The 18,570-nt window shown below is 55.3% G+C and carries 13 protein-coding genes and 5 pseudogenes; 5 read left to right on the forward strand and 13 right to left on the reverse strand.

Annotated elements, in window-relative coordinates:
• Positions 1-128: 128 nt before the first annotated feature.
• Positions 129-640 (reverse strand): annotated as a pseudogene (locus J7412_RS21425) (transposase); the annotation flags it as partial.
• Between the two features lie 138 nt (positions 641-778).
• On the opposite strand from J7412_RS21425, the pseudogene J7412_RS21430 reads away from it, so the two are divergent.
• Positions 779-1,073, forward strand: a pseudogene (locus J7412_RS21430) (transposase); the annotation flags it as partial.
• 131 nt (positions 1,074-1,204) lie between these two features.
• On the opposite strand, the gene J7412_RS21435 reads toward J7412_RS21430, so the two are convergent.
• From J7412_RS21435 to J7412_RS21460, 6 genes and pseudogenes are all read right to left on the reverse strand, one after another.
• A complete protein-coding gene (locus tag J7412_RS21435) occupies positions 1,205-1,417 on the reverse strand; it encodes a hypothetical protein (RefSeq protein ID WP_209081803.1) in 213 nt (70 codons plus the stop codon).
• A gap of 571 nt (positions 1,418-1,988) precedes the next feature.
• Positions 1,989-2,665, reverse strand: a pseudogene (locus tag J7412_RS21440) (IS6 family transposase).
• 155 nt (positions 2,666-2,820) lie between these two features.
• Entirely contained in the window at positions 2,821-3,366 is a 546-nt protein-coding gene (locus tag J7412_RS21445) for a cytochrome b (RefSeq protein ID WP_209081805.1), read from the reverse strand.
• Between the two features lie 37 nt (positions 3,367-3,403).
• Entirely contained in the window at positions 3,404-5,104 is a 1,701-nt protein-coding gene (locus J7412_RS21450) for an amidohydrolase (RefSeq protein ID WP_209081807.1), read from the reverse strand.
• Between the two features lie 79 nt (positions 5,105-5,183).
• The gene (locus J7412_RS21455; protein WP_209081810.1) at positions 5,184-6,242 is read right to left on the reverse strand and encodes a DUF3500 domain-containing protein; all 1,059 of its coding nucleotides are present in this window, start codon (positions 6,240-6,242) and stop codon (positions 5,184-5,186) included.
• A gap of 13 nt (positions 6,243-6,255) precedes the next feature.
• Positions 6,256-6,684, reverse strand: a complete 429-nt coding sequence (locus J7412_RS21460; RefSeq protein ID WP_209081811.1) for a DUF2218 domain-containing protein — start codon at positions 6,682-6,684, stop codon at positions 6,256-6,258.
• Between J7412_RS21460 and J7412_RS21465 the strand changes: the two genes are divergently transcribed.
• The 3 genes from J7412_RS21465 (at position 6,654) to J7412_RS21475 (ending at position 8,522) form a co-directional block, all read left to right on the forward strand.
• A complete protein-coding gene (locus J7412_RS21465; protein WP_209081812.1) occupies positions 6,654-7,553 on the forward strand; it encodes a LysR family transcriptional regulator in 900 nt (299 codons plus the stop codon). The two genes, J7412_RS21460 and J7412_RS21465, sit on opposite strands and share 31 nt — an antisense overlap.
• A gap of 161 nt (positions 7,554-7,714) precedes the next feature.
• Positions 7,715-8,281, forward strand: a complete 567-nt coding sequence (locus tag J7412_RS21470; RefSeq protein WP_209081814.1) for a recombinase family protein — start codon at positions 7,715-7,717, stop codon at positions 8,279-8,281.
• A complete protein-coding gene (locus J7412_RS21475; RefSeq protein ID WP_209081816.1) occupies positions 8,268-8,522 on the forward strand; it encodes a WGR domain-containing protein in 255 nt (84 codons plus the stop codon). The genes J7412_RS21470 and J7412_RS21475 overlap by 14 nt, the downstream gene beginning before the upstream one ends.
• 139 nt (positions 8,523-8,661) lie before the next feature.
• Here J7412_RS21475 and J7412_RS21970 read toward each other — a convergent pair.
• Both J7412_RS21970 and J7412_RS21480 read right to left on the reverse strand, forming a co-directional pair.
• Positions 8,662-8,808 (reverse strand): annotated as a pseudogene (locus J7412_RS21970) (phytanoyl-CoA dioxygenase); the annotation flags it as partial.
• A 56-nt stretch (positions 8,809-8,864) separates the two neighbouring features.
• Positions 8,865-9,572, reverse strand: a complete 708-nt coding sequence (locus J7412_RS21480; protein WP_209081818.1) for an IS6 family transposase — start codon at positions 9,570-9,572, stop codon at positions 8,865-8,867.
• Positions 9,573-9,620: 48 nt separating this feature from the next.
• Here J7412_RS21480 and J7412_RS21485 point away from each other — a divergent pair.
• Positions 9,621-12,488, forward strand: a pseudogene (locus J7412_RS21485) (error-prone DNA polymerase); the annotation flags it as partial.
• An 86-nt stretch (positions 12,489-12,574) separates the two neighbouring features.
• Here J7412_RS21485 and J7412_RS21490 read toward each other — a convergent pair.
• The 4 genes from J7412_RS21490 to J7412_RS21505 form a co-directional block, all read right to left on the reverse strand.
• Positions 12,575-13,705, reverse strand: a complete 1,131-nt coding sequence (locus J7412_RS21490; RefSeq protein WP_209081820.1) for a helix-turn-helix domain-containing protein — start codon at positions 13,703-13,705, stop codon at positions 12,575-12,577.
• A gap of 222 nt (positions 13,706-13,927) precedes the next feature.
• A complete protein-coding gene (gene repB / locus J7412_RS21495; protein ID WP_209081822.1) occupies positions 13,928-14,884 on the reverse strand; it encodes a plasmid partitioning protein RepB in 957 nt (318 codons plus the stop codon).
• Positions 14,874-16,094 (reverse strand): plasmid partitioning protein RepA, encoded by a 1,221-nt coding sequence (gene repA / locus J7412_RS21500; protein WP_209081824.1) that lies wholly within the window; start codon positions 16,092-16,094, stop codon positions 14,874-14,876. The genes repB and repA overlap by 11 nt, the downstream gene beginning before the upstream one ends.
• A 631-nt stretch (positions 16,095-16,725) precedes the next feature.
• A complete protein-coding gene (locus J7412_RS21505; RefSeq protein WP_209081825.1) occupies positions 16,726-17,850 on the reverse strand; it encodes a tyrosine-type recombinase/integrase in 1,125 nt (374 codons plus the stop codon).
• Between the last annotated feature and the right edge of the window lie 720 nt (positions 17,851-18,570).

The raw sequence follows: 18,570 nt of genomic DNA on the forward strand, positions 1-18,570 counted from the left end.
TAGGCCCAAACGGCGTATCCAATGACACTCTTCGGAAACCGAAAGCCTTTGATCCGCGACAAATCTTCGATGTTCAACATGGAAACGAAATATCCGGACGTTGCGACGTCAGCAACCTGACAAAGCCCCTCGGGCCAGTACAGTGGCAGGTAATGGGTCAGCACGCGATGCCACAACTCGGTTTTTGAGCGCGAGATGATGTCATGTGTCCTGGACAGCTCCTGAAGGTCATTGGTCCCGCACAGCATCGGATCGTGATTGAATTGCGCATTCCCGATCTGCATCATGTGCAAAATGACTTGCGCATCCTTTGGGTCATGCTTGTCCCAACTGTTGTTCAAGGCTTCCCGGGTGCGGGCTAGTGCGACCGAAGACACCAGCTTTACGTCGAAACCGGCAACACCAAGCCGATAAGCCAGAGCGTGGCGATAGTTACCCGTGGCTTAAAGACCCCCCGGACAGGGCGGTCATAATCCGAGAGCGTGAAGATTAATCGGTCGAAGTCGTCGAGCTGGTTCAACACAGTCAGACGGCGCCGCCGCTTTTAACCTTGAACAGCGATCAAAACTTCATGGCGGGCTTTTGCGATATCAATTGCAACCAAAACAGGATCGGCATGTGCAATAGTGGCATCGGTCATAATCGGTTTCCCTTGCGGTGTGGTTTGTTGCAAAACCAGTTTAGGGACCTGAGACCCGGCTATGATCACCTGCTGTGCTATTTAGGGGCTGCGTAGGCAATCATAGCCTCAAAATCAACGTCATTCCGAAAGTGTTATGGAACAGAGTTCATCGCTCGGGCCGTGCAGGATTGGATCAAGGCTGTTGGCGCAAAAAACAGCCTACATCAAACCGGGCAGCCCCTAGAACAACGGATACTGTAAAAGCTTCAATGCACACTTCAGGGACGAGTTCCTCACTGGCGAGATCTTCTACAGCCTGCGCGAAGCCCAAATACTCATTGAAAAATGGAGGAAACACTACAACATGAAACGACCACATAGTGCCCTGGGCTACCGCCCCCCGGCCCCGGAAACACTCGTCCCGATGGACCCGAGGCCGGTCATGCACTAACAATCAAACCGGACCACTCAGGTAGGGCTGATCAATTAAGGAACCCACCTCGTGTGGGGATATAGCTGATATAAACACACCGCACCTAATTGGGTCGAGCATACAACATTCTCGCGTATCCGGCAGGGTGGTTACACCGGAAGCTTACCTGTCGCCCGCAAGCGCGCCTTAAATTTGGACACTGCATCCAGCGCTTGGTTTGCCGTTTTTGCTTCAGGTACACCCGGCACCAACCATTCGCCATCAATTGAAATAAGCGCGTGGAAATTGAGCATGGCAACCAGTTCTTCTTCGCTCCCCTCTACGAGGCGCAATTTTCCTTCGACCTGCGGTTCATCAGACAAACTGATGTGTCCAGATCTCATACAATATGCATACATTCACTCCGCCTCTCCTTTAAAGTGTTTCTAAAATCGGCTGAATTTGTTGGGGTTGAAAACATCCAACACTGATTAACATTTATGAATTCAACTTTTTGTTACAGAAATCGGCTGATTATCTCATCTAAATTAGTTTCCGTCCTTCGTGAGACTGGTTGAAACCAATGGTGATTTGAGGCAAGAGAGTGTTTGGCTCAGTGTGCACTTTTGGATTGATCTGGGATCATGGTTTTTAGTCAGAGCTCAAGCTCCCTTTCATTCATATCGCGGTATATGGTGACTTTGAAGAGTTCGTGTTCAGCCATGAGGCCTTTGTTCGGCGCTGTTGTGAACTATTTTTGATTGCAGACTCTTCTTAAACTCGTGCAGTTTGGGGTCTGTTCCGGCTTAGTTCAGAATGACACCTTAAGGCGAGATCTCATCGATTTTCTTACCTGTATTCGCTTGCGAGCAGGATATGTGCCCATCCAAGCGGCGAGAGAAGGGTATTGTCACGTTAACCCGTGATCCAGATAGGGATCCTGGCTTGCGGATTTCAAGCGGCCTTTGTGGCAGTATTCCAGGCGTCAAATGCCTCGAGGCGGTGTTGGTGCTGAGCGACGGCATGCGGGGACACTGAAACTATTGCGAACGGCTGGATGGGTGGCCACAAACCTTTGCAACCCGCCGACAGTCCGGTAGCCTTGCGTTGTTCGTTCTCGCTCTCAGTATGGGAGATGACTGTTATCAGCCCGGTTGTTGAGGCCCTTGCGCAACCAGTGATCCGGGCCGGGCGTGATCTCCCTTTTGGCGGCACCATGTGGGCGCAGCTTGTCTGTGATGATCCCCAAGACGCTTTGTCAGGCTGCGCCACAGCCGTTTGGCGGCTCGTTTGTTGCGCTTCGGTTGGATGATTTCGTCCCGAACGACGCCGTGCTGATCGACCGCGCGCCACAGCCAATACTTGCGGCCAGAAATTCTCACGACAACCTCATCGAGATACCAGATTTCGCCGGGGCGATCCTGTCGCTGTCGCAATTTGCGAACGACCTGTGGCCCAAACTGGATGACCCAGCGCCGGACAGTCTCGTAAGACACGTCGATCCCACGCTGCAGCAGCATCTCTTCAACTTCGCGTAGGCTTAGATTGAAACGGGCGTACAACCACACTGCATGGGCGATGATTTGAGGAGGAAATCGGTGACGCTTGTAGCTGATCGATGATGAATTCATCGATGTCACCTATGCCCAAATCCAAACACCAGCAACCGAACGACAGTTAACCTGACAACACCAGTTCGTGGCGGTTCAGGCCTAATAATAAGCCGGTCAAATCCGGCTCATTTGCAGTTTTCAAAGTTGCAGGTGGGTCTCAGCCTCGGTGATGTTTAACTGTGCCCAACCATACGGCGTAGGGTGTTGTCCTTGTCGATAACGTGGTGTTTCAGGGTACCCACAACGTGCAACAGGATGGCGGCGATCAGAACCTTGCCTGCCAGGATATGGACGTTTTCAGCAAAATCCCCCAGCGCCTTGTTGATCGCCACGGGCCGTCCGGTATCACCGATATTGGCCGCAATCAGGTCGAACCCGAACACAGTCAGGCCGCGCCCGCCCATGTAGGAATCCAGCATGCCCGAGATCGGCATAGCAATCGTGCCAAGGATCAGCACCCAGTGCATCACCCGCGCCAGCCCATGTTCCCATTTGGCACCGGTGCTGACATCCGCAGGCCAGCCTTTGCGCAGGCGCAGAACCGCGCGCCACAGAATGAACCCAAGGATCACAACCCCAAAGGACTTGTGCAGCGGATAGAGCCACCGGGCGCCCTCGGCCCGGGTCATATAAAGGCCCACCGCAATCAGGGCGATCATGCCCAGCCCAACGATCCAGTGCAGGCTGATTTCAGTACGTGAAAGAGGTTTGGTAGACATGGCTTGGTCTCTCATTGCTATGTCGCGCGCTATGCGTTTAGCGGTCCAGCAGAGCGGTTCCGGCGAAATAAACCTGTTCGGCTTGGGTTTCGCTCAACTGCTCGGCGGGAATGGTGAAAATGTCGTGGTTCAGCACCACCAGATCGGCGGATTTGCCCACCTCGATGGATCCGGCCCGGTCGTCGATGCTCAGAACCCGCGCGCCGTTGATGGTGTACAGCTCCAGCGCCTGTTCCAGTGTTACCGCTTCGGCGTGGGCCAGCGTTTCGCCGGGACGTTCCCCAAAGGGGTTGGCGCGGGTGACAAAGGCTTCGATCCCGTTCCAGGGGTTCAGGTCGGGCACCACCGGCCAGTCGGACCCGGCGTTCGGGAAGGACCCGGTGTCGCGCAGCTTTACGGCGGGGCAATAATCGCTCATCCGCTCTGCGCCCAGCAGGTCCAGCATCCCGTCAGCCAGCGCGCTGGGGTACCAGAACATTGGTGAGAAATTGGCCACCACATCCAGTTCGGCAAAGCGCGGGATATCAGCGTCGTCGATCAGGCAGGCATGGGCCAGTTGGTGATGCGGCCCGCCGTCGCCATTGGCCTTGCGCGCTGCCTCAATCGCGTCCAGAGCCGCCCGCACCGCGCGGTCGCCCACCGTGTGCATCTGCACCGACATGCCCTGGGCATCCAACCATGTGACGATCTCGGCCAGGTCCTCGGCGGAATAGTTCAGTTCACCGGATTCCTCGGTGCCGTGATAGTGTTCGAGGAAAGCGGCGGTTTTGGTGGGCGGGGTGCCGTCCAGCGTCAGTTTCGAGAAATAGCTGTTCAGATGCGGGATATCCGCCGTCAGCGCGCGTTGTTCCAGATAAGCTTGTCGATAGGCCTCCAGCGGTTCATCGCCCTGGTTCCAGCCCAATCCCAGACCCACATGCATGGGCACGCCGGTATCTTCCTCCACCGCCAGATACGCGGCCGAGTTGTTGGGGAACACGTAGGAATCCAGCATACCCACAAAGCCATATCCGGTCAGCACTTCAATTGCGGTTTGCAGCGCGATCTTTTCCTGCTCGGCCGTGGGGCGTGGGACCACGCCACCGACGGCACGTCCGGCCTCTTCGATGAAAAAACCCGACAGGCCACCCTCTGTATCGCGCAGAACCAGATCGCCGAACTCGGCTGTGTTGTCTGCGGTAACACCCGCCGCCTGCATTGCGGCTGAATTGGCATAAGTATTGTGTCGGCTGAAATCGTTCAGGATCACGCCATGCCCTTCTGTTACAGCATCAAAGGCGGCCAGCATCTCGGGAAAAGTGCGTTCGGTTGGAGACATGAGTTGCGGCCCCCAGCCCGCACCTTTCAACCAGGCATCCTCGGGCAGGGCATCTACACAGGTCTGCACGGCACTCAGAAACGCGTCGAAATCGTCATCGCCGCTTAGCGTGCATTGATACAGCATCGCCTCACCGCCACCTTGAGGATGCACATGGCTTTCATAGAGACCGGGGATGACGGTCAGGCCGTTCAGATCAACCTGTGCAGCCTGATCTCCGGCAAAACTCTGTGCGGCAGTGGTGTCGCCGACAAAGGTGAACACGCCATCCTCAATCACGACGGCCTCGGCCCAGGGTGCGTCCGTATTGCCTGTGTAAATTTTGCCATTTGTCAAAAGCTGCACATCGGCCAACGCTGCCGAGGTCGCAAGAACGCAGGCCAGAACCGAAGCTGTTCCGTAGTAAAAAGCGTGTTTCATTGTTCAGACACCTTGCCTATGAGGGCGCATCCCGCCCGGATTCTAAAAGACCCGCAGATCACACCCGCTGGTCTGGGTGTTATTGACCGTATTCTCTGGTCGGATTGCGATACATTGTATGGTAATGTCCCGCCCCTTGGGCGCTGCTGCCGACATTTCCACCAGTCGAGAGCATCTCGATAATCAGTGTCGGACCCTGAATGCGCATATAGGTGGGCGTGTTGACCTCATCCGTTCCGGTCCATGCGAACGAAATACTGTCCAGCCCTTCGGTCAATTCGGCCATACGCGGCGCGGCGTTTTCATCCGGCTGGATCGAGACCCATTCTTTGATCGCAGCAAGCAACAGGACCTTTTGATCGTCGGTCATCTCTGTGGCCGAAAGACCGATGACGGGTGGGATGGTGCCGTCCTGGCTGGGTCCGGTCAGCACATCCTCAGGCACGGTACCCGCATCGGCCGCCATCTGCTGATCAGCGTTCAGTGCTGTAAAAACCGCATAGCCTGACAGGTGCATATCGCGGACTGCCTCATAATCTACGCCATTGATGGTGAATATTGCGGGTTCGGTTCCTACAAAGCTGGGCGACATGGTTTCCACCCGGTTGCCATCAATCGAGATGTTCAAGGCCAGATGGTGCCCGCCAAACTGCCAACCCCAGGGCGCATCCGCCGAGGGTGTGCCGAAGAAGGACAGCCAATAGTTCTCGGGTGCCCATTGCAGACGTTCGGCGCGTTTGTCGGTGCTCAGAAAGGCCTCGGCAGCCATCACTTCGGCCACGCTTTGATAGCCTTCTTCGCCCAGTGACGCGGCCAGAAAGTCGAACAGCAACCCGCGCTGTTCGTCCGAGAGGTCCCCGACCGAGATACCGGTCCGGTCCACGATACCCGCAGGCAGGTTGGACCATTTGGCCCGGTTGGGGCTGTCCAGATCGAACATGAACTGCGCCTTGGTGCCTTCGTCGGTGCTGGCCAGAAACGCCTCGGCTGCCTGCAACGCCGCCGCGCCCGAAGCCGGACCGTAAGGTTGCGCATAGGCCGGGATCGGCACGATCTGCGTATGCTCGTGGATCGGAGCTTCGTGGGCGAATGCAGCGGTGGCCAGAAACAGCGCGGCGGTTGTGGTTAGAATTTTCATGACGAATTCCCTTTCATTCAACGCCCGTTTCACCGGGCCAGGTCACGCGCAGATTTTCCCGAAAGGCGAAACGCTCCAGATGTGAGCCCACGATATTTTCGACCTCGTGCAGGTGCTCGGCAGTTTTGGCCTGGGCGCTCAGCGTCAGCAGATCTCCTTCGGCCAGCGCCTGAACCGTTCCGGCTGAAAAGTGAAACACCACGGCATTTCCGGTACGCTCAACCTTGATTTTATGAGCGAAATGTTTGGAAAGCTGCGTCATATAGCCATCGGCTTTCGGCGTCGACATCGAAACGTGTGAAGTAAGTGTCATCTGGCAATTTCCAATTTTGAGCTGATCCCAACATGACACAACATTGTTTGCCGGATTAGCCCGTTTTATCTGATTTATTTCTTCGATATAATGAATGAATGTACCGCTATGCCCAAAGTCTTGTTGCATTCGTCGCCGTTGGCCAAACGGGTGCTTTTGTCAAAGCCGCGAAACAGTTGGGCGTCACGCCATCGGTCATCAGCCACCACATCGCGCGGCTGGAGGATGAACTGGGTGAGACACTGGTCCACAGAACCACGCGAAAGCTGACGCTGTCGGAAAACGGGCGGCAACTATTCGAGGCCGCGCAGCGCGGGCTTGAGGGGATCGAGCAGGCCGTTAAACGGATCGAGGCCGGATCGGACCATATCGCGGGAGCCTTGCGGATCGCCTTGCCCGCCTTCATCCCCGATCCCAAGTTGGAAGCCCGCGTTATGGAGTTCATCCTGCGCTATCCCAATGTCGCGCTGAAGCTGGAATACACCGACCATATCAAGGACATTGTCGAAGAGGCCTATGATCTGGCCATTCGCATCGGTGATTTACCGGCCTCGAGTCTGACCCGCAAAAAGATCGGATCAGTCCGGCATGTTCTGGTCGCGACGCCCGATTTCCTGCTGCGCCACGGCGCGGTGACTACACCCGCAGACCTTGAGCGGATGCCTTTTGTCTCAATGGGCCGCGCGGGCGATGTGTTTACGCTGTCCCGCGGGTCAGAGGTGCAGACGATCACGCTGGAGGTCAGCCAGCTCAGCGTACAGAGCATTCTGGCGGCCAAGGCCGGAACACTGGCGGGGGTCGGATTTGGAAATCTGCCAACAAGCCTGATCTCAGACGAGCTTGGCGCAGGGCGGTTACAACGCCTGCTGCCCGAGTGGTCCTTGCCGGAATTGGCGATTCAGGCCGTCTGGTCCGGTACCTCCCGCCGTCAGAGCCTCGCACGTAGGTTTATTGAATTCCTCAGCGCCCCACCGACAAGCGGTCGTACAGCCGGATGATCAAAGGCGAATACGATGCGCCGAAGAAGGGGCTTCCGGAGCAATACTCATGCGCCCAAAACGGTCCTTTGTGCAACGCGCACCCTGCCCTGCTCCGCTTGTTGCAAAAATATGTTGCGAATTAACTTGATTGAGCAACAAGAAAGCGCAACACTGATTGCATGAACTTAGGCTATGCACGCGTATCAACCGACGACCAGGCGACCGGCGCAGAGCTCGACGCGCTGCGCAAGGCTGATTGTGGCCGTGTGTTTGAGGAACGCGCGTCAGGTGGCCGGTGGGATCGACCAGAACTGCACCGGATGCTGGACCAGCTTCGCGAAGGCGATGTGGTTATCGTGTGGAAGCTGGATCGTCTCTCACGGTCGCTGAAAGACCTTCTGTCCCTCATGGAAAAGATTGACGCCGCCGGAGCTGGTTTCCGGTCACTGACCGAGGCCATCGACACGACTACCCCTGCCGGTCGCATGATGATGCAAATGGTGGGCGTATTCGCTGAGTTTGAGCGCGAAATGATCCGCGAGCGCACCCGCGCTGGTTTGGAGCGCGCCCGCAAGAAAGGCCGCCACCCCGGTCGCAAGCCGAAGCTATCCGACGATCAGCGCCAAGAAATCCGCGACCTGGTGCGATCTGGCAAGCGCACCGAGGCCGAAGCCGCGCGATTGTTTGGTGTCCATCGTTCCACTGTGAGCCGTGTCATGCGGGAGACGACCAATGCGGCAGCTTGAGATGTTTCCCGAAGACATCCGCATCGAGCGCGTGGCCCCAGAGGCCAATATGTATCGGTTCTATCGGCTACGCCTGATGCCCGACCTATTCGGCGGTGTGTCGCTCTTACGCGAATGGGGCCGGATCGGCACCCAGGGGCGGCACCGGATCGAGCTGTTTGCCGACGCTGGACAAGCTGCCAATGCAATGGCCGAGCTTTTTCGTGCCAAGCAGAAACGTGGTTATCAGCTCGTCGGTTGACCAGAGCGAAGGCCCCCTGCCCTGCCTTTGCAGCCGTTCAAACAGAGCGCGGCGGATTCAACGAGAGAGCCCAGAGCGGACCTTGGCCATGCGCGCAGCGAGCGACGGCTTAGGGGGGCGGCTGCTAATCCGCATATGCTTAGGTCATTCTTGCACTACTCATCTGATCGAGCCGCTCGGCGAAGGCATGCTCCTCGATCCCCTCAACCAATGCGCGCCGAAAGAAGGCGGCTTGGGTTTCCGGTGCAAGACCGTTTGTCGGCGGATCGCGATCCAGGTTTGTCGGAGGGACTGTTGCATTAATCTGCTAAGACCGGATTGGCGCGGTCGAATGCCTCAGGATCAAGCGGCCTCAAACAGTCGCGCGATGAACTTAATCTCCGCTGGGACACCTGGTTGTTTGTTATGGACGTGACCGCGTTTGATGGTTCGTATTGTTTCGATGCCGTTTAGAGTAGCCTTGGCTGATCGCAAGGATCGAAAGCTTTGGCGGTAACCGAGAAGCCGTTTCAGAGCCGCATGGTCACTCTCAATCAGATTGTTTCGCCATTTTCGATCGATGTGCCGAATGCTGTCGAAGTGTGGATCATAACGGTGATTGATTTGGCGAATGACGCGCCGATAGGCTGGGGCCTTGTCAGTCACGATGGTTACCGGCCGGTGCAATCGGACGGGCTCAATCGCTTTGTTCAGAAAGGCTTTGGCGGCTTTCGCATCCCGTCGGGCTGTGAGGCGGAAATCGACCATCTGGCCATTGGCGTCGACAGCACGCCAGAGATAGCGCCACTTTCCACCGACGCGGATGTAGGTTTCGTCTACGTGCCAATCGACGCTGGCGCGGAGAAGGTGCTTTTCAGTGCGTTTAGTCAACTCTGGGCCGAACTTCTGAACCCATCGAAATACGGTCGACCGATCAACTTCAGTGCCGCGCTCCGCCAGCAAATCGACGACATCTTGGTAGGACAGCGGAAATCTCAGATACCAGCGAACAGCACATAGAATGATATCGCACGGGAAGCGGTGGTGTTTAAATGGCGATCTACGTGGCATCGGCAACCTCAAAACTCCGAATGTCTCCAATGTCGCCGATTAATGCAACAGTCCCGTCTGACGCGCCTTCTCTCGGAGGGAAAGCGGCGATCCGCGAAGGGGGAATGTAATCTCGAGCTCAGGGACTTGCTGAACTGGGGGCACGGAATGGTGCTGATCGCCCTGCCCCGTGATCCCGTGGACCAGAAGCAAGGCAGTGATGTCGGCATACTACGCCGCGTTGCAAAGGCATTCCCCGGACAATGCTTCCTCGGCGCTGCGCCGTATTATGACGGGCGCGATCCCATCCGCCTCAATCAGCTCGCAGAGCTCGGTCAGAACTTCGGCTTGGCCATGGTCGCCCTTGGTAATGTGCTGATGCACCGTGCTGCGCGCCACCCCTTGGCAGATGTTCTGACCTGCCTGCGCCTCGGATGTACAATCGATACGATTGGGGAAAACCGGCTGACCCATGGCGAGCATCGTCTTAAATCCGGTTCCGATATGGCCCAGATGTTTCATCGCTATCCAGCCGCGATCCGCCGCACGCTTGAGATCGCCGACCGCTGCGCCTTTCGACTGGATGATTTGCGATACCAATACCCGGATGAGGCCCGGGATGGTGAACCCGCCCAGGACCGCCTCGCGCGCCTGTCGCGGGAAGGCTTGTGGTGGCGGTATCCGGATGGGCCTCCGGCAAAGATCGTCAGCCGTGTGGAAAAGGAACTGACCCTCATCGCTGAGATGGGCTATGCGCCCTATTTCCTGACGGTCCATGACATCGTCGCCTTTGCGCGCTCCAAAGGCATCCTCTGCCAGGGGCGCGGGTCCGCGGCCAACTCGGTTGTGTGCTACCTGCTGGGTGTTACCGAGGTTCCGCCGGAAAGCATCACACTGATTTTCGAGCGGTTTATTTCCAAGGAACGCGGCGAACCGCCAGACATCGATGTGGATTTCAAGCATGAGCGCCGGGAAGAGGTGATCCAGTGGATCTATGACCAATATGGTCGCCACCGCGCGGGTCTTACGGCAACTGTGATCCATTTCCGTTCTCGTGCGGCCATTCGCGAAGTGGGTAAGGTCATGGGGCTGAGTCAGGATGTCATCGGACGGCTGGCCGGACAGATCTGGGGCTGGTCCGCCAGCACGCAGGGAGAAGATCGTTTGCGCGACGCCGGCATCAACCCTTCGGATGATCGCGTCGCGCTGGCGACAAAGCTCATTGGCGAGATTATCGGTTTCCCTCGACACCTGAGCCAGCATGTTGGCGGTTTTGTCATCACACATGGGCGTCTTGATGAACTCTGCCCGATTGAAAATGCGGCGATGGACGACCGCACCATCATCGAATGGGACAAGGATGATATCGACGCCCTCGGTCTCCTGAAGGTCGATGTTCTGGCGCTTGACATGCTGACCTGCATTCGCAAAGCCTTTGGGCTGCTTGCCGATCACAGAAGCCTGAACCTGACGCTGGCCAATGTCCCGCCCGAAGATCCAACCGTCTATGACATGCTTTGTCGCGCGGATGCTGTAGGGGTTTTCCAGGTGGAAAGCCGGGCACAGCTGAACTTCCTGCCGCGTATGCGGCCCCGCACATTCTATGATCTTGTCTGCGAGGTCGCCATCATCCGCCCCGGCCCAATCCAGGGCGGCATGGTGCATCCCTTTATTCGACGGCGACAAGGCAAGGAACCCATCGAAGATCTGGGCCCTGCGATGATGGAGGTTCTTGGCCGAACCTATGGTGTGCCGTTGTTTCAGGAGCAGGCCATGCAAATCGCCGTGGTGGCGGCCGGGTTTTCTGCGGCGGAAGCGGATCGACTCAAGCGATCCCTGGCCACGTTCAAACGCATGGGAACAATTGGCGCGTTTCGGGAGCGGTTCATCTCTGGAATGCTATCGCGTGGTTATGAGGCCAGCTTTGCGGAACGATGCTTTGCACAGATTGAGGGTTTTGGCAGCTATGGGTTTCCCGAGAGCCATGCGGCGAGCTTTGCACGTCTGGTCTACATCTCTGCCTGGCTGAAATGCCACCATCCGGCCGTGTTCACCTGTGCGCTGCTCAACAGCCAGCCAATGGGATTTTATGCACCTGCGCAGCTGGTGCGTGATGCCCGAGAGCATGGTGTGGAAATCCGGCCGATGTCGATCAACGACTCTGAATGGGATTGCACGCTGGAACCACGCGCGGTTGGCGCATTGGCGCTGCGATTAGGGTTTCGACAAATCAAAGGCATGCGATCTGAGGATGCGGATTGGATCGTGGCGGCACGCGGCAATGGCTATCCCGATGTCGAAAGTCTCTGGCGCCGGGCAGGGCTGCGGACTGACGCATTGGAACGACTGGCGGATGCGGATGCCTTTGCGCCAGTAAACCTGTCCAGGCGCGAGGCGATTTGGCAGGCGAGGGCACTGCAAGCCCCCAAACCACTACCTCTGTTCGGAGCTGACGGGGAAGGCATCGTTGAGCCAGAAACACCTCTGCCAACTATGACCCTCGGGCAGGAAGTGATCGAAGATTATCTCGCGCTGCGACTGTCATTGCGCGCCCATCCGTTGGAATTGCTGCGGCCAAAGCTAGGTGATTGCCTGCCACATGAGGGTTTGCGTCATGCAAAGGGCCGGGTTTCGGTGAGCGGGCTTGTGATAACGCGCCAGAGACCAGGAACGGCGTCCGGCGTGGTGTTCCTGACGCTGGAAGATGAAACGGGAGTTTCGAATGTTGTTGTCTGGCGGAAGGTGTATGAGAGGTTTCGCAAGGCTGTGATCGCAGAAAAGATTGAGGATCTTTCGGCGTTGCTGTCGACTTTGGGACGACCAGTCGAAGTGAATTCTGCACAATGCACTCAAGGTCATACTCCATCGACGCAATCCACGGCCAGACATCCGCGGGAGCAAGCGAAGAAGCTGTTTCGAAGCAGAGATTTTCATTGAATGAGATCTCATTGTTTTCAGAAGGTCCGTTGCTTTGGTCGCTTTGCATGTCGGGTTAAAGTCGTCTCGATGGTCACTTTCTTTGGCTATGTTGAAAGAAGTTGGCCATGGCCAACTTTCGTAATCGGATGAGTACTAACCAGCTTCAGAAGGTAGTGAGATGGGTTCCGGATCTGTGCCATTTTCATAGACATATAGTCCTGTGCTTTAAGCGTGTTCCATATACCAAGTTGTTTAACAGCAGTCACTAACGCGTTGTCGTTAATTCCTAGGATGCGCCCGAATTCATAGATGATTTGAAGATACTCATGTTCTGATCCTGGTGGGTTTGGATAGAACGTAGAGATTGTCTCTAGGGAAGGCCAGTTGTTCGGATCGGTGCTTTCTTTTTTTGATTCTGATTTATGAGTTTCTTTGTGCCGGACATTTTGACCGGCTGTGGCGGACACTCGAGCGGTCTCGGGAAGTTCTGAACTTGTGGAACCTTTTGATGTTAGCTGAGTGGATTTAGTGCTTAGGCGTGCGATGATGTTCTTAAGCTTGGAGATAATGCTCTTTGCGTGGGAAATCGTTGTGCCCACACGACGGAGAATGGTGCGGGTACTGTTGACATAAGTGATGGTTTCATCATCGAGGTCAAAGGACAGACACTGTGCTCGAAGGTTTTGAACACATGCTTTGAGTCCTTTGAGCTCTTCTGCTTCATCTCGCTTTCTCTTGGCATGATGAAGAATTTCCTGAGAGCGCGCAAGGAGTGGTGAGAGATCGATTCCGAACGCGCCAATGACCTTGCCAGCGCGTTTGATCGGAAAGCGTTTTCCGTTGGCGCTATCGCGCCTTTTTACCAAGCCGACCTCTTCAAGGCGTTCAAAGTGCCTGCGAAGCTGGCGGTCAGTGATGTTCCTTGACCGGAAGCACAACGTTTCATTTGCTGCATAAACGGTTAGAAGTGTTTGAGGGGTGATAGCTGCGTCGACATTTGATCGTGCCTGACGGCAGGGGAGACAGCTTAACAGCGCATCCAGAACGACTACCGATGTAGGCTTCAAGCCATAGTCTTTTGCAACGGTGTTAACCGCGGCCATCAGGTCTCGCCTGAGGATCGGGGGGAAGTGCGGTTGCAGTTCAATCGAACCCATCCCCGAAAAATGAGTCGGGTTTTTCGCACAGTGTTCCTGTGCCACGACATGACATGCCGCAGATTTCAGATATTCCATCAATTTTCAGACGACAAAAAAATACCGTTCACCGGAAACGGTGTTGCAGTGATTCGATTTTCGGGCTACCAATTAGGTGCTAAGTAAATTGGGACCCTCTGGAGTGCTTCACCGCCTTCGGGGGGTTTCTTTTTGTGTGTTTGTCTGCCTCCTTGCTTGCTCGTTTCAGCCTCTTATCTTGAAGTTGGCCGTGGACAACCTTTTAAAATCAAAGGTTTATAGTTATTTTTTCCGGTCAACATCAGGGTCTTTCTTCACCCATTCTAGGTAGAGCTCGCTGAGGCGGCCCTCTAGGTAAGTGATGAAATCGCGTTCATCTGTCTTTTTCGCTTCGACAAATAGGCGCGTGTTCGTCGCCTTGAATGTAACGTTGGTGCCGTCGATTTTGCTGTTAGAGCTTTGAGCTGATGCGTTGAAGCGTGCGGTCTTGGCTGTGTCTGCTCTCTGAAGCGTCGAAATAAGACTAGTGAGTTTTTCGGCGGGATTGCCGTCGTCGGGGACGAGTTTCAAGACGTCCTTGGTCCTTGGAGCGTGATCGAGTTTTAGTAGGCGCCTCAGTTCCAACCAGGGACGTCTGCCAGCGTCGTGAGCTGCTCCGATCTTGAAAATAACTGGGTCGGGAACATCGCGAGCGACGCCAATAAGCTTGCTCAACGTTCCTTTGTCGACGGCCAGAACTTCGCAAATCTCAGATCTTTCGAAACCTTGTTCTTCGAGACGTACCGCAAAAATAGCTTGCTCGATAAAGCTTCTCTCAAGCCTTGCCGAGTTTTCCAGAGCTTGGGACACCAGCGCTTCGCGCTCATCCATCTCTTTGATGTAAGCTTTGACCTTGAAGCCAAGCGCGCGGCACGCTGCTATTCTGCGTCGCCCATATACGACTTCGTACCGTGGTCCAGGTCCGCGCCGATACCGCAACAGGGCAGGGAGTTGTTGACCTGATGTTCGGATAGACTCTATCAGATCCTCAAGCCCTTCTGAAACATCGAAACGATCCGCTATTGTCGAATCCGCGATCTCTGAAACATCAATCTCTTGGGCAGCCTGGGCTGACACTTGAGAGAGTACATCAGACATGTTTTTAAGTGAACGAGGCGCTGTCGCGGACGTGTTTTCTCCAGCCTCTGCCCCGTTAGAGCTCATCTGAGAGAGGCTCTTGGCGAGAAGTTCACGCTTCATCTTGTCCTCCTCGTTCCCACGCGGTTTGGATCATTTCTTCGATGTCATTTGAGAAGCCAATGACAGACTCCAAGGCACGATCATAGGTTCTGCGATTTTTGCTACCAGCAAGGTCCACTTCGAAGATGGTCTTTTGCGATAAGCCTGCTTCACTTACTGCCGACGATTTTACGAACGGTGTCCCGATTACGCTTTCGCCCAGCAGTTGCCGAATCCATTCTGAAAGGTCTTGCTGGGCGCTGATAGCGGTATCAAAGCGCGTCAAAAGATAAGCAAAATTGTCATAAGCGCCTATGCCACCATTGGAGTGGAGCACCTCTAGGATTCCAGATGCCATTGTCAGAAATTGACTTGCCGATGCTAAGTCAACGCGTTCTGGAATGATCGTCATGAGGAGCGAAGTAGATGCGCAAACAGCTGACATCGTGAGGTAACCAAGCTGGGGCGGGCAGTCTATCAGCACAATGTCATAGTCGTCTTCAACCTGACGTAGAGAGTCACGAATACGGTTGAAGAAAACGGGTTGTTCGCCCCGGCTCAGAGCTGTTGGCGTTTCCGTTTCGAATTCGGAAAGCATGATGCCGCCAGGAACCAGATCCAGATTCGGAAAATATGTTTTTTGAAGAACGTCTAGGATTGGTTTGCGTGATTGGTCACCATCATTGTAACGGATGGCATCGTACAGAGTGCCACCGTCCTTAAAATCAAGTTCGGGTTGGTAGCCAAAGAAAGTGGTAAGTGAAGCCTGTGGATCGGCATCAACCAAGCAAACCCGATATCCTCGCAAGGCAAGTCGCATTCCAAGTGTTACCGTGGTCGTGGTCTTACTTGAGCCGCCTTTGAAGTTGACCGTTGACCAGATTTGGAGCTTGTCTCCAGGACGTCTTCCCGGAAGAAATTGATGAGGATCTTTCGCATTCTCTGAAAGGATGCGTCGAATTTCAAGAATCTCTTCAGCTGAGTAGGAGCGTTTGTTTCCGGGTCCCTGTTCGACGTCAGGTATGCGACCGTCAAAGTGTGCTTTTCTCAAATATCCGTCACTTACGCGAAGCAATTCGGCGACTTCTGCAGTGGAGAAGCGACGCAGGCTCTTTTCTTCCTTGGGGGCAAGAAAAAGCTTCGACATGTTGTGAAGCGCCTCGGAAAGGCGATCAGCGTCTGCCTTAAGCTTGTCATGCAGCACAGGGTGTCCCATGTTTTGCCCGTCCATTATGCCTCTCTTGCTTCTGCCTAGCCGCCTTTGTGATGGCTGGAAACGCAGAAACGGATTTTTTCTTGTCTTTCGCGTTACAGCTATGGCCGGTCTTTTGGCTAATCTCAAGAAAAATCTATACTGTTTGCTAGTGCAGAAATATGTTTCTCACCACTAGATACGGTGTGGATGACTAAAAAACTTGTTATCCATACCCCTGCAAGTGCTTGTATTATTAGCAATAAGTTATGCACAACTTATCCACAGCAAGAAGTGAGTCAGTAGTGTGGCGGCAAGAAGCGGGTTTTCGGAATTTTCGCACTCGTAACGGAAGAATGCCTCGAATGATGATAGGATCATACCCAGATGAGAGGCGTGATTCCTTCAAATTCTAGTTTCAGATGCACCTTCGAAGTCAAAATCCAAGCAAGTCCGCCGCCGGATTTTCAGCGACATCTACATCATCATAATATTTCTGTGCCTGCACGCCAGAGCGGTGCAGCTACAAACGCATAGCGGCGGGGAGGGGGCGCCATCGAGGGCGGCCTGTGTCGCATTTAATTACCGACTTCAATTGAAGCGGTAAGCTGTAAGCCAAACGCGGAAATTTTTGCTTAGCGTTTCACGGATCAATGGCATTGAGCGGACTTCAAAGGCCTGCGGCTTTTGTCAGGTTCACGCGGAATCGGTCGCGCCGGCGCTGATATCGGCGGGTCATCTCGGCGGAGGCATGGCCGAGCTGCTTCTGGACGTAGCGTTCGTCAACTTCGGCGGAGCTGGCGAGCCCGGCGCGCAGGCTGTGGCCCGAGAAGAGAGCGAGACGGTCTTTCTCAGGAAGTTCTGAGCGGATGCCACTTTTCAGCACGGTGGTTTTGATGAGACGCGCGACATGTTTGTCGTTGAGCCGGGCCTCCAGCGCACGTTTCCCGTCGCGGGAGGTTCGCACGAAGACTGGCCCGAAATCGATCTTCGCGTAGCGCAGCCATTGCTCCAGCGCATGCACCGGGCAGGTCTGCTCGCTGGATCCTCGTCCGATCTCGACCTCGCGCCAGCCCGTCTTGGCATTCAGCGTCAGCACCGCGCCATTTTCGAGAATCTCGATCCAGTCACCAGAATCTGGCGTATCATCCTTGCCGACATCCAGACTGACGATCTCGGACCGCCGCAATCCGCCGGCATAGCCCAGCAGCAGGATCGCCCGGTCCCGTAGCCCGCGCAGGTCGAAAGGCAGGGTGGCCACCATTGCCAGGATATCCTCGGGCAGGATCGCTTCCTTCTGGACCGGCGGGCGAGCCTGCATGCGCTTAATCCCGGCCAGTACGGTCGCGATGTGGCGGTTCCTGCGATCAAGAGCGAAGCCACGCTGCATATAGTTCCAGGCTAGACCGGAGAGACGCCGCTCGATGGTCGAAACCGACAGGGGTCGGGACGCCGACTGCGAAGGGGAGGGGCCTTCCGATGACGCCAGATCGGCAAGGTAAAGCCCGATCATTTCGGGGGACGGGGGCAGGGGGTCGGCTCCCTTGAGCCTGCACCAGCGGGTGAAATGTTTCCAGTCGGCGGCATAGGCCTTGTTGGTGTTCTCGGCCGTCGCAGCCTTGGCATGGTCGCGCGCGGTGTCCACCAGCCGGTCAAGGGTGCCGGAACCTGCGACATGAGCGGGCAGGGCAATCGGATTGCTTTCCGGGTGATCTCTCTCGTGGAGTTCGTCTCCGTTTGACGCGTTATGGGGCGCTGAGGTCGATTTCTCGTGTCCGTCGTTCTCTTGGCCCATCTCAAAAGTCCTTCGGGAAATGCGCGTTCGCACGTAGCGAGAGGCAGCGTATTTCGCGGCTTCTTGCCAACAAGCGACGATCTGGGGGCTGGTTTTCGGGAGTTTCGCTCATGTTTCCAAGCCTATCGCATATATGTCCGATAATGCAAACTTATCGGACGTAATCGCGTTGGTAAAGCAGCGGCGGTTTAGGGTGCATTATTGGTGTGAAAGCGCCGTCATTCCAGTTCGTTCGGAACACGTCTAAGACTCATATCTGTCTCGTTTGCGCTCTCTCTGTATACCTCAAAATCGAGACCGACACACGTGTGCTTCCATTGAAGTCCCTGAAGATGTTGCGTTTTTGTCTGCAGATTTCGAGGCATCCCTTATGTTGTGTCTCCGACCGCTGGTTGGGCAAATTCTTGTTATCTAGGCTGCGCGCAAAGACTTCTTGTCCCTGTAGAGTTGCAATAACCTAAGACATTGAGGGACAGACTTTCGGGTTCACACCAAGCCTTGGATGCCAAGGCTTCGATTTCGCTGCTTGCTGGCTGAACATTTTAGGTTGGGACAAAGAGCCAACTAGCTGTAGCGGCACCGATGACTGCTTCTGGCTTTGTCAGGTTGCTGACGTCGCAACGTCCGGATATTTCGTTTCCATGTTGAACATCGAAGATTTGTCGCGGATCAAAGGCTTTCGGTTTCCGAAGAGTGTCATTGGATACGCCGTTTGGGCCT

The sequence above is a fragment of the Shimia sp. R9_3 genome (assembly GCF_017743755.1).
In the GTDB taxonomy this organism is placed as follows: domain Bacteria; phylum Pseudomonadota; class Alphaproteobacteria; order Rhodobacterales; family Rhodobacteraceae; genus Shimia.